The sequence below is a fragment of the Sphaerisporangium sp. NPDC004334 genome (assembly GCF_053602655.1).
In genome coordinates, this window is record NZ_JBSGDZ010000009.1 from 282,158 (window position 1) to 293,847 (window position 11,690).

General features: G+C 73.3%; 11 protein-coding genes. 3 read left to right on the forward strand and 8 right to left on the reverse strand.

Features of this window, described 5'->3' with window-relative positions:
• Positions 1-50: 50 nt before the first annotated feature.
• The 6 genes from ACWEN6_RS14240 to ACWEN6_RS14265 are packed head-to-tail and all read right to left on the reverse strand — an operon-like array spanning position 51 to position 6,490.
• Positions 51-1,031: a M24 family metallopeptidase gene (locus ACWEN6_RS14240; protein ID WP_354919408.1), complete on the reverse strand. Its 981-nt coding sequence runs from the start codon at positions 1,029-1,031 to the stop codon at positions 51-53.
• Positions 1,028-1,942: an ABC transporter ATP-binding protein gene (locus ACWEN6_RS14245; protein WP_452570588.1), complete on the reverse strand. Its 915-nt coding sequence runs from the start codon at positions 1,940-1,942 to the stop codon at positions 1,028-1,030. Before ACWEN6_RS14245 ends, ACWEN6_RS14240 begins: the two co-directional genes overlap by 4 nt.
• On the reverse strand, positions 1,939-2,751 hold the full coding sequence (locus ACWEN6_RS14250) for an ABC transporter ATP-binding protein (protein WP_452570589.1): 813 nt from the start codon (positions 2,749-2,751) through the stop codon (positions 1,939-1,941). Before ACWEN6_RS14250 ends, ACWEN6_RS14245 begins: the two co-directional genes overlap by 4 nt.
• Positions 2,748-3,629, reverse strand: coding sequence for an ABC transporter permease (locus ACWEN6_RS14255; RefSeq protein ID WP_354850843.1), 882 nt, complete (start codon positions 3,627-3,629; stop codon positions 2,748-2,750). The genes ACWEN6_RS14250 and ACWEN6_RS14255 overlap by 4 nt, the downstream gene beginning before the upstream one ends.
• A 31-nt stretch (positions 3,630-3,660) precedes the next feature.
• Positions 3,661-4,899 carry an ABC transporter permease gene (locus ACWEN6_RS14260; protein WP_452570590.1) on the reverse strand — a complete coding sequence of 413 codons (1,239 nt, stop codon included), beginning with the start codon at positions 4,897-4,899 and terminating at the stop codon, positions 3,661-3,663.
• Entirely contained in the window at positions 4,874-6,490 is a 1,617-nt protein-coding gene (locus tag ACWEN6_RS14265) for an ABC transporter substrate-binding protein (protein ID WP_452570591.1), read from the reverse strand. Before ACWEN6_RS14265 ends, ACWEN6_RS14260 begins: the two co-directional genes overlap by 26 nt.
• Before the next feature lie 119 nt (positions 6,491-6,609).
• Between ACWEN6_RS14265 and ACWEN6_RS14270 the strand changes: the two genes are divergently transcribed.
• A complete protein-coding gene (locus ACWEN6_RS14270) occupies positions 6,610-7,260 on the forward strand; it encodes an Lrp/AsnC family transcriptional regulator (protein ID WP_354850851.1) in 651 nt (216 codons plus the stop codon).
• Positions 7,261-7,262: 2 nt separating this feature from the next.
• On the opposite strand, the gene ACWEN6_RS14275 is transcribed toward ACWEN6_RS14270, so the two are convergent.
• Complete coding sequence (locus tag ACWEN6_RS14275) at positions 7,263-7,694, reverse strand: hypothetical protein (protein ID WP_452570592.1); 432 nt, start codon at positions 7,692-7,694, stop codon at positions 7,263-7,265.
• Positions 7,695-7,961: 267 nt separating this feature from the next.
• On the opposite strand from ACWEN6_RS14275, the gene ACWEN6_RS14280 reads away from it, so the two are divergent.
• Both ACWEN6_RS14280 and ACWEN6_RS14285 read left to right on the forward strand, forming a co-directional pair.
• Entirely contained in the window at positions 7,962-9,500 is a 1,539-nt protein-coding gene (locus ACWEN6_RS14280; RefSeq protein WP_452570593.1) for an AMP-binding protein, read from the forward strand.
• A 177-nt stretch (positions 9,501-9,677) separates the two neighbouring features.
• Complete coding sequence (locus ACWEN6_RS14285; RefSeq protein ID WP_452570594.1) at positions 9,678-10,055, forward strand: hypothetical protein; 378 nt, start codon at positions 9,678-9,680, stop codon at positions 10,053-10,055.
• Positions 10,056-10,240: 185 nt separating this feature from the next.
• On the opposite strand, the gene ACWEN6_RS14290 is transcribed toward ACWEN6_RS14285, so the two are convergent.
• Positions 10,241-11,690: S41 family peptidase (locus ACWEN6_RS14290; RefSeq protein ID WP_452570595.1), on the reverse strand; the 1,450-nt coding region annotated here is incomplete at its 5' end.

An 11,690-nucleotide genomic window follows, 5' to 3' on the forward strand; every position in this document is an offset into this window, starting at 1 on the left:
AAATCCGCATCATGCGAGGTCAGGCCAGTGAAAGGGCAAGATGGCACAAACTATGGATCAAGGACATGTAGTGTGCGGGGTGCATGGTTCATCGTCCGCACCCCACTTTCGGTGCATTCCACTACGTCTCCGACTCGCGCTCCGTAAAGGTCGGGTACCTGGATCCCCGGCTCCACCGTCAGGGTCATGCCCGGGGCCAGCACGGTGCGGTCGGCGGCGGTGAGCCAGGGGCCCTCCTGCGGCTCCAGCCCGACGCCCTGCCCCGTCGCCCGCGTGACGTATGGCCCGTACCCGCTCTCGTCCAGCACCCTCCAGGCGGCCGCGTCCACCTCGGCGGCCGTCGCGCCCGGCCGCACGGCTTCGGCGGCGGCGTCGCGGGCCGACAGCAGCACCGCGTGCAGCGCCTCGAAGTCCTCCGGCGGCTCGGCCACGACGAACGCGCGGCTCGCGTGCGCGTGGTAGCCGCCCGACCGCGCCGTGACCCGCACCGCCACCGCGTCGCCGGGGTTGATGACGCGGCCGGAGGGCACGTGGCGCGGCCGCGCCGTGTTCTCGCCGGCCGCCACCACCACCGAGACCCGGGCCTCGTCGCCCGCCTCCGCGGCCAGCCGGCGGGCCATGCCCTCCTCGGTGGCGCCGAACCAGGACGGCTCGCGCGCGGCCGACAGGACGCGGTCGGCCGCCGCGGCGGCCCGTTCGATCGCGGCGACCTCCTCGGGGCGCTTGCGCATCCGCAGCGGGTCCAGCACCGCCGAGGCCAGCACCAGGTCGGCGTCCACCCGCAGCACGAACAGCTCGTGCGCCCGCATCTGCGCGTCCACCCCCACCCGCGACACCGAGGCGGGGATCAGCCCGGCCGCCTCGGCGGCGTCGGAGGCGAATCCCGGCGGCAGGCCCGGGACCAGCACGAGGAACCCCGAGGCGTCGTGCCCGGCGACGTACCGCAGGTCGGGCGAGGGACGCAGCACCAGCGCGTCCAGGCCCGCCTCGGCCATCCGCGCCAGGACGGCCTCCATGACCTCCCCGGTCATGCGGGCGGATGCAGCCAGCACGCCACCGGCCCGAACGCCGGCTCCTTCTCGGCGCACACGTCCATCGCCACCGGGCACCGCGGATGGAAGCGGCATCCGGACGGCGGGTCCGCCGGGTCGGGCACGTCCCCGGGCAGCTCCTCGGGAAGCCTGCCGAGGCCGTCCGGCTCGGGGATGGCCCGCAGCAGCGCCTGGGTGTAGGGGTGGCGGGGCTCGGCCCAGACCTCGGCGGTCGGCCCGGTCTCCACGATCTTCCCCAGGTACATCACCGCGATGCGGTCGGCGATCAGCCGCACCACCGACAGGTCGTGGCTGATGAACAGCAGCCCCGCGCCCGACTCCACCGCGAGGTTGCGCATCAGCGTGGCCACCTGCGCCTGGGCGGAGGCGTCCAGCGCCGAGATCGGCTCGTCGCCGATGAGCAGCGACGGGCGGGCCGCCAGCGCCCGGGCGATCGCGATGCGCTGGCGCTGCCCGCCGGAGAACTCGTGCGGGTAGCGCTCGGCCATGTGCCCGGGCAGGCCGACCCGTTCCAGCATGCCGGCGGGCGTGGTCTCGCGGTCGCCGGCCGCCGCCAGGCCGTCGGCGATCTGGGCGCCGACCCGCCGCCGCGGGTTCAGCGAGGCGTAGGGGTCCTGGAACACCATCTGGATCTTGGCGAGCGCCGGGTCCCTGCGGCGCAGGCCGAGCGGGGTGACCGGGCCGCCCTCGAACGCGATGGCGCCGCCGCCGGCCGGGACCAGCCCGCACACGGCGCGGGCCAGCGTCGACTTGCCGCAGCCTGACTCCCCGACCAGGCCGACCACCTCGCCGGCCGCCACGCTCAGGCTGGCCCCCGCGACCGCCCGCACGGCCGGCCTGCCGGGCGTCCGGTGGTCCACGACCAGGTCCCGCACGTCCAGCATGCTCATGACTCCTCCCTCGGCAGCGCGTCCAGTAGCGCCCGGGTGTAGGGATGCTCCGGTTCCCGCAGGACCCGGCCGCGCGGGCCGGTCTCCAGGACCAGGCCCTCCCGCATCACGCTGACGTCGTCGGCGACCGCCGACATGACGCCGAGGTCGTGCGTCACCAGCAGCACGGCGAGCCCGAGGTCGTCGCACAGGCTCCTGATCAGGCGCAGCACGCCCGCCTGGACGGTCACGTCCAGCGCGGTGGTCGGCTCGTCGGCGATCAGCACCTTAGGGCCGCAGGCCAGGGCGATCGCGATCGCGACGCGCTGGCGCATGCCGCCGGAGAACTGGTGCGGATAGCGGTCGAAGGCCGCCGCCGGACCGGGGATGCGCACCTTCCCGAGCAGGTCGACCGCCCGCGCCCGCGCCTCGGCCCTGCCCAGGCGCAGATGGTGCCGCATGTGCTCGGTGATCTGCCGGCCGACGGTCAGCATCGGGTGCAGGCTCGTCGCCGGATCCTGGAACACCATGGCGATGTCGCGTCCCCGCACGGCGTTCAGGTCGCGCTGCGAAAGGGCGAGCAGGTCGCGGCCCTCCAGCGCGACGCGGCCGCCCGCGCGGGCGCCGTGCGGAAGCAGTCCGAGCGCGGCCAGCCCGGTCATCGTCTTGCCCGAGCCGCTCTCGCCGGCCAGCCCGTGCACGCGTCCCGGGCGCAGCAGCAGGTCCACCCCGCGCAGGATCTCGTGCCCGCCGATCGAGACGGTCAGCCCTTCGACGCTCAGCACCGGCGCGGCGTCAGCGCGGTCGTCAGCGCGGTCGTTCACGGTCACAGCGCACGCTCCTTGATGGCGCGCGCCGTGCGCGGGTCCAGGGCGTCGCGCAGCGTGTCACCGAGGAAGTTGAAGGCGAGCACCACGGTCAGGATGGCCAGGCCCGGGAAGGTCGCGACCCACCAGCTGTCGAAGACCTCGACGCCGGAGGCGACCATCGCGCCCCACTCGGGGGAGGGCGGCTTGGCGCCGAGCCCGAGGAAGGACAGGCCTGACAGCAGCAGCAGCGCGGTGCCGATGTCCAGCGTCGCCAGCACCAGGATGGGGCCGGTCACGTTGGGCAGCACGTCCACGCGCAGCGACTTCCAGGCCGAGAAGCCGAGCAGCCGGCCGCTGAGCACGAACTCGCGCTCGCGCATGCCGAGCACCAGGCCGCGCGTCACCCGGGCGTAGGCGGGCCAGGCCACCACCAGCACGGCCAGCACCGCGTTGGTGAGGCTGGCGCCGAGGGCGGCGGCGACGACCATGGCGAGGATGACGGTGGGGAAGGCGAAGACCAGGTCGGCCAGCCGCATGATCCCCTCGCCGACCCATCTACCGAAATATCCGGCGCAGGCGCCGAGGACGCCGCCGATCAGCAGCGACAGCACCACAAGCAGCAACGTCAGTGGGATGGACACCCGCGCCCCGTACATGACCCGGGACAGGATGTCGCGGCCGAGCTGGTCGGTGCCGAACCAGTGCCCGGGACCGGGGGAGGCCAGCCTCGGCAGGTCCTGCGCCAGCGGGTCGTGCGGCGCGAGCAGCGGGGCCGCGACGGCGACGACCAGCCAGGCGAGCGCGACCACCGCGCCCACGACGGCGAGCGGCTGCCGCCACGCCTCCGGCAGGCGCGCCAGCACGCCCTTCCTGTCCGGCGGGCCGGGAAGGATCCTCACGCCGGCCCCCCTCCGCGGCGGACGCGGGCGATCACGACAGCCTCACTCTCGGGTCGATGATCCCGTACAGGACGTCGACCACCAGGTTGATCAGGACGTACACCAGGCCGACCACCAGGCCGACGCCCATGACGGCGGGCAGGTCGAGGGTCGTGGCGCTCTTGTAGGCGTACTGGCCGATGCCGGGACGGGCGAAGACCGACTCCACCAGCACCGTGCCGGACAGCAGGCTGCCGAACGCCAGACCGGCCACCGTGATGATCGGCACCAGCGCCGACCGCAGCACGTACCGGAAGAGGATCACCCGTCCGGGCAGGCCCTTGGCCCGCGCCGCGCGCACGTAGTCCTGCCCGAGCACCTCCAGCACCGCCGAGCGCGTGAAGCGGGTCAGCAGGCCGATGGTGTAGGCGGCCAGCACCAGCGCCGGGGTGATCAGGTGCCCCGCGGCCGAGGCGAACACCTCCCACTGGCCGGCGATCGCGGCGTCGAGCGTGTAGAGCCCCGTGACGGCCGGCGGCGCGCTGAGGTCCGGCGCGACGCGGCCGCTGCCCGGGGTGATCTGCAGCCGGAAGAAGAACACGTAGAACGCGACCAGGGCCAGCCAGAAGGTCGGCACCGAGATGCCGACCAGGCTCACCACGCGCAGCACCTGGTCCGACAGCCGGTCGCGGCGCAGCGCGGCGACCACGCCGAACGCGACGCCCGCCACCAGCGAGATCAGGATCGCCCCGCCCGCCAGCTCGATCGTCGCCGGCACGAACTCCGCCAGGTCGTCCAGCACCGGACGGTGGCTCTGCTGGCTCAGCCCGAGGTCGCCGTGCAGCAGCCCGCCAAGGTAGGTCAGGTACTGCGCCGGCAGCGGCTTGTCCAGGCCGTGCTCGGCCCGGAACCGCGCCACGATCGCCGGGTCGCCGAGGGCCCGCTGGCCGAGGTTGGCCGTGACCGGGTCGCCGGGGACCAGGTTGGTCAGGACGAAGGTGACCAGCGTGATGCCGAACCCGAGCAGCACCGCGACCGCGATCCGGCGGGCCAGGAACCGCGCCAGAGGATGCCGCCGGCGACCGCGCCCGCCCGCCCGCGGGCCGCCCCCGTCGTTCACGCGGGCGCCGCCGTCGTCATGCTTCGCGCCGTCGTCGCGCGCGCCCGGACCGGTGCCACCGTCGTGTTCGCCGGGACGTGCGCCGCCGTCGTCCTGGTCGCCCGGCCGGGCGGCACGGCCTCGCGCCGCGCCGCCCGCCGGGTCGTCACTTGGCGCCGAGGGCCGCGACATCGACCGTCCACACCGGGTGGAACTGGAGCCCGGTCACCGAGGCCGCCGTCACGATGTTCTGGCTCGGCTGGATCAGCGGGATGAACGGACCGGAGGCGTTGAGCTTGTTCTGGATGTCGGTGTAGAGCTGCTTGCGCGTGTCGTCGCCGACCGTCGAGGCCGCCTTGTCGCCCAGGGCCGACAGGTCCTTGTCGGCCCCGTCCTTCCAGCCGGCGCGCAGGCCGACCGTCTTGCCGGGCAGGAAGGCCAGGTAGTCCGTCGGGTCCGGGTAGTCGGGGCCCCAGTACCAAAGGCCCAGCTCCTCCTTGCCGTTGCGGTAGTTGTCCAGCGCGGTCGCCACCGGCCCGGGGGCCAGCTCGACGGTGATGCCGACCTCCTTGAGGTTGGCCTGGATCCGCTCGGCGAACGGCTGGAACGACAGGCCCTGCAGGGTGAGGTCGCTCGGGTACTCCAGCTTGATCGTCGGGTTGCTCACCCCGCTGGCCGCCACGGCGGCCTTGGCGCCCTCGACGTCCCGCTTGACGGCCTGGTCGGCGGGCAGCGCGCCCAGCAGCATCGTCGGGATGACGCCCGGCGCCTGCACCGAGCCCTCGCCGGCCAGCTCCAGCAGGCCCTGGTAGTCGACGCCCTTGCGGACGGCCTCGACGATCTTGGGGTTGCTGGTGACCTTGCTGACGCCGGGGTTCTGGTTGGCCAGCAGGAACACGACGTTGGCCGAGGCGGTCTTGACGGTCGGCAGGTTCGCGGGGACGCCCTTGACCTGGTCGCCGGACAGGTCCAGCGCGACCTGGCTGTCGCCCCGCTGGACGTTCAGCTTCTGGGTGGCCGACTCGACGTTGCGGATGACCACCTTGGTGTAGGTGGGCTTGCGGGCGCCCCAGTACTTCGGATTGACCTTCAGCACCACCTGCGAGGAGGTGTTGAAGGACTCGATCTCGTAGGGCCCGGAGCCGGCGGAGGCGCCGTTGAGGTACTGCTCGGCCTTGTCGGAGGAGTCGGCGGTGCCGCCGTGCTCCTTGACGACCTTGGAGTTCAGGATGCCCAGCGCCGGGTTCGGCAGGATGAACGGCAGCTCGGGCCGCGGCGTCTTGGAGGTCAGCGTGACCGTCGATTCGTCGGTCTTGGCCACCTCGACGCCGTCCAGCAGGAAGGACGGGTTGCCCTTCAGGTCGCGGACGCGGTTGAGGGAGAACACGACGTCGTCAGCGGTGACGGGGGAGCCGTCGGAGAACGTGGCGCCCTGGCGCAGCTTCAGCGTCAGCGTCTTGCCGTCCGGGGACTGCTCGTAGGACTCGGCGAGGGAGGGGACCGGCTTGGTGACGTCCGAGCCCTCGAAGGTCAGCAGGGTGTCGTAGAGCGCCTTGCCGATGATCAGTCCGGTCGGCTCGTAGTTGCGGCCGGGGTCGGCGGTCTTGAGGGTGAAGGACGCGTCCATCACCAGGGTCTTGCTCGTGCCGCCGCCGCCCTGCGACGACGTGGTGGACGTGCTGCCACCGGAGCAGGCGGCGAGGGAGAGCGCGCCGGTGAGCAGGACCGGCAGCAGAGCCGCCCTCGCCTGCCATGCCGTACGGCGCCGCGAGCGGGTCGCCATTCTGTGTCCTCCGGAATTGGGCTATGTAGACGATTGTTAGCGTGTGGTCCAGGATTGTCCGATAAAACGTCCAGCTCATGGCAGAGGGCCGAGACGGATAGAGCGCATGGGAACGATGTATGACCGAAATGTCAAGCACGCCACCGTCCGGGACCGGGGTCCCTGGACGGATCGGCATCGGCCTGCAGCTCGACGCCGTCCACATGAAGATCCTGCAGGTGCTGCGGGAGAACGGCCGCATCTCCGTGGCCGCCCTCGCCGAACGGGTCGGGATCTCCCGGGCGAGCGCCTACACCCGGTTCGAGGCGCTGCGCGCCGACGGGGTGATCAAGAAGTTCACCGCCGAGGTCGACCACGTGCGCGCCGGGCTCGGCATCACCGCCCTGGTCTTCGTCACCGTGCGCCAGCAGATGTGGAAGCAGTTCCGCGCCCAGCTCGCCCAGATGCCCGAGGTGGAGTACTGCGCGATCACCACCGGGCAGCACGACGCGATGATCCAGGTGCGGATGCCCGACGTCGCCGCCGTGCACGCGCTGGTCACCGAGCGGCTGGCGAGCATCCCCGCGGTCAAGGCCACCGAGACCGTCTTCATCCTGGACGAGGTGCTCAAGCGGCCCTACGTGCTGCCCTCCGACGGCCGCCCCCGCCAGGCCCCCCGCCGCCCGCCCGCCGCCGACCCGGCCCCGCAGCCTTCGTCGAACGTCCCCCTCGGCAAGATGCGCTTCGTGGGCGCCGCCGAAGGCCGCGCCCACCTCCACAAGGACCCCTGACCTCAGGCCGGGCGGATCTCCTCGCAGACGCTGACCTGCGGGGTGTCGTCGCCGTCGAAGGCGAACTCCTCGACCAGGCGCAGGCGGCCGTCGGGCAGCGGCTCGATCCGGCTGGTGCTGCGGCCGGCCGCCCTGCCGCCGGCCTTGAGCGCGTGCGCGTAGGTGAGCTCGATCCGGTCGCCGTCCCGGGTGCCGACGAAGCGGCCGTGGATGACGGTGTCGCCGGTGTAGCCGCCCCAGATGACCCCGTTGGCCTCCCGGTAGTGGAAGCGCGTGGGCTCGTCGGCGTTCACCTCGCTCGCGGTCGAGCTGACCATGGCGAAGGCGCGGCCGTCGAGCAGGTCGCCGGAGGCGCCGGGAGGACCGGACAGGCCGGGGGAACCGGAGGGGCCGGGGAAACCGGAGGGGTCGGGGGAAGGGGTCGTGTCGCTCACGTCTCCGCATCGTGCCCGTCTGTGCGACGGGCGCAAGCCGGGTTGGACGTTTCGCTCACCGAGCCGGAGTCGCGCGGTGATCTGTCTGCGGCGTCCCACCGGACCGAGCGATGTTCTGTACAACGGGCTCCGGGGGTTCAGGAGAGCAATGTTCTGGGGACGGAGTATCTGAGCCGGCTCCGCGCCTCGGCCGACCGTCCAGGGACGGGGAGCGGAGAGGGCGGACCGGCCGCACGCCTCGACCACCGCCCGCGACGAGGAGCGCCCATGGACATCAGCGAGCTGCCCGGCTTCTACGCGATCGCCGCCGCCGACCCCGGCCGCAGGGCCGTCGTCGACGCCGACGGCGCGGTCACCACCTACGGCGAGCTGCTGGCCCGCGCGAACCAGGTCTCCCACGGGTTGCGGGCCCACGGCCTGGTCAAGGGCGACGTTGTGGCGGGCGTGCTGCCGAACGGGATCGACGCCGTGGTCATGCTGCTGGCGATCGGACAGATCGGCCTGTACTACGTGCCCGTCAACTGGCACCTGACCGCGGCCGAGATCGCCTACATCCTCGGCGACTGCGACGCCCGCGTCGTCGTCCACGGCGACACCGCCGACGGCGCGCTCGCGGGCACCGTCAAGGACGCCTGCGCCGCCGCCGGGATCGCGGCCGAGGCGACCTTCGCAGGGTGCGCCGGCCTAACCGAGGGCATGCCGGCCGGTCCGCCGCCGGACCGGTCGAGCGGCTCGGTCATGTGGTACACCTCGGGCACCACGGGCTTCCCCAAGGGCGTGCAGCGGCCGCTGCCGGCCTCCCCGCCCGAGCGGTCCGTCCCGGGCACCAGGTTCTTCGTGGGCGAGGTCTGCGACCTGCGGCCCGGCGATGAGGTCCACCTGGTCACCTCGCCGATGTACCACTCGGCGCCGTGCGCGCACACCCAGATCGCCCTCCACCTCGGGCACGCCGTGGTCATCGCCCCCCGGTTCGACCCGGTGGTCATCCTGGAACTGATCGAGCGCCACCGGGTGACCAACGCGATGATGGTGCCGACCATGTTCCACCGCATGCTCCGCCTGCCCGACGAGGTCAAGAAGCGGTACGACCTGTCCTCGCTGCGCCAGGTGATCCACACCGGCGCCGCCTGCCCGGTGGCGGTCAAGAAGGCGATCATGGACTGGTGGGGGCCGGTGCTCTACGAGTACTACGGCTCCACCGAGTCCGCCATCGCCTTCGCCGTCAAGCCCCGCGAGTGGCTGGCCCGCCCGGGCACCGTCGGCCGTCCAGCGCCGTCCTTCCAGGTGCGGGTCCTGGACGAGCACGGTGACGAGCTGCCCCCCGGCGAGCCCGGCATGATCTACCTCTCCTCCTCTCTGGGGGCCTTCCAGTACCGCAAGGACCCCGCCCGGACCGCCGCGAGCAGGCGCGGCGAGTGGTACGCGCCCGGCGACATCGGCTACCTCGACCCGGACGGCTACCTGTTCCTGTGCGACCGCCGCACCGATCTGATCATCTCCGGCGGGGTGAACATCTACCCCGCCGAGGTCGAGGCCGCGCTGCTGGAGCACCCCGCCGTCGCGGACGTCGCCGTGGTGGGCGTCCCGGACCAGGAGTGGGGGCAGAAGGCCGTCGCGCTGGTCCAGCCCGCCCCGGGCACACCCACCGGCCCGGAGCTGACCGCCGAGCTGCTGGCCCACTGCGAGCCGCGCATCGCCCGCTTCAAGCACCCCCGGGTCATCGAGTACCGCGACGAACTGCCCCGCACCCCCACCGGCAAGCTCTCCCGCTCCCGCGTCCGCGACGCCTACCTCGACGGCCGCTGACCCTCACCACCTCGGCCGGACGCGGCCCGGGTGAGAAAGGATCATGGTCACGAGCGATTGATCGCGATGTCCCGGTGGGGGAGGATGCGTCCCGTACCTTCCTGCCGTGGTCGGTGCGATGTCCGCCGGGATGAAGGGGGAGCCATGCCGTCTCGACCGGTCGGTACCGTCTTGTCGGTGCTGGTCCTGGTGGCCGCCGGAGCCGCGGGCGTGGCGGCGTCCCTGGCGACCTCCCCCCAGGTCTCGGCGAGCGCCTCCCCCGACCTGATGGACTCTCCCTACCTGATCCCGGTCTTCCTCCTGCTCGCGCTGCTCACGGGGCTCGTCGAGTGGTGGGCCGGGCGCAAGGGGTTCTGGTGGGGCATGGTGGCGCCGACCCCGTTCCTGGCCTGGTTCGCCGTGGTCGTGGTCCGCGACGCGATGGACGGCGGGAGCCAGGGCCTGTGGCCGGTCGGGCTGCTCTTCCTGCTGGTGCTGTCGCTGGTCCACGCGGCCATCGCGCTCGCGGCGGTCTCCGTGATCCCGAAGCACCGCCGCAGGCCGTCCACGGGCTGACCCGCGCGAGCCGGCCCCGGACGCGCCCCCCCGGACGCGCCCCCCCGGACGCGCCCCCCCGGACGCGCTCCCCGGACGCGCCCCCGGGACGCGCCCCTCTGGGTCGGCCGTCATGCACGCCTGGACGGTCACCCGCGCCCCTATAACGGGTGACCGTCCGTGCCCGTCGGGACGGGCACGGGTGCTCACAGGATGGCGAGGGCCTTGGCCACGGCCGGGTCCCGTCCCGTGGCGACGTCGAGGGCGGTCAGCGGGGCATAGTGGTCGACCGGCACGCCGATCGTGTCGATGATCTCGCGGGCCGGCCCGAGGTGACGGACCTGCGGCAGGAGCAGGACGCCGCCGTCGCCGAGGAGGTATCCGCGTGCCGGGCCGGAGACCGCTCCGGCGGTGCGCGTCCCGATGAGGGTGCCGATGCCGTTGTCCTTGACCGCCGCGCTGAAGTCCTCGCAGGCGGAGGCGCATCCGCGGTCGGTGAGCACGACCAGGCGCAGGCCGAGCAGCGTGACGGCGTCGTCGGTGCGGTTGGCCGCGCACTCGCCCGTGAGCGGGCAGAAGTAGCTGGTCACCTTGCCGTGGGCGAAGGCGCCGAGCAGGCGCGTCACCTCCCGGGGCGACCCCCCGCCGTTGCCGCGCAGGTCCAGCACCACCGCCTTCCGCGCGTCCCGCGACGCGGCGATGACCTTGTCGGCGGCGCCGTCGGCGAAGGCGGGCAACTGGACGTAGGCGACCCCGCCGGGGAGCGTCTTGGACGTCACCTCCCGGGACGGCTGCGTGACCGGCCCCTTGTGCACCTCGACCGTGCGGACCCGTCCCGTGGTCGGCCGCTTGAGGGTCAGCCGCAGCGTCGGGGAGGTGATGGCGTCGATGATGGACTGGTTCGGCTTCGTCCCGACGAACGGCGGCATGCCGTTGACCTTCAGCACGATGTCGCCGGGCCGCACGCCGGCCTTGGCGGCGGGGCTGTCCGGCAGGACGCGGGTGATGAACATCGGCGGCCGGGCCGCCGGATCGAGCTGCGGCCCCCGCAGCGCCGACGCGCCCACGATGCCCGTCCCGGCCGGGCCGCCCGCCGGGGGCGGGGTGGGCCACATCACGCGGGCGTGATCGTCCTGCAGTCCGGCGACCATGCCGGTGATCGCGGCCCGCACCGCGGCGGGGTCGCCTGCGCCCAGGACCTTCGCGAAGGCGGTCCAGTCGGCGTCGCGCTCGCCGGTCAGCGCCGGTAACCGCAGATCGGCCCGGTCGGCGCCGCGCCGCTGCAGGTCCTGGGTGTAGGCCGCGAGGGCGTTCTTCAGCAGCGTCCCGGGGTCGGTGACCGGGCCGCTGTAGTAGTTGTCCAGCACGCAGTGGTACGCCACCCGGAGGGTGTCGACCGTGGTCGGCGGCAGGGGTTCCTGCGGAGGCGCCGTGGCGGGGACGCAGCCGGCGCCCGTGGCGGAGGCCGGGGCGGCTGGAGCCGGGGGGGCCGCCGGCTTCAGGCGGGGATCGGGTGAGGTCGCCGGCTGCTGGTGGGGAGTGGAGGGGGAGGCCGGCTTCGCCGGGACGGCGGCGGGGGCCGAGGGGGCCGTCGGCTTCGGGTGGGGCGTCGCGGCGGCGGCGGGGGCGGACACGGAGCAGGCCGCGGCGAGCACG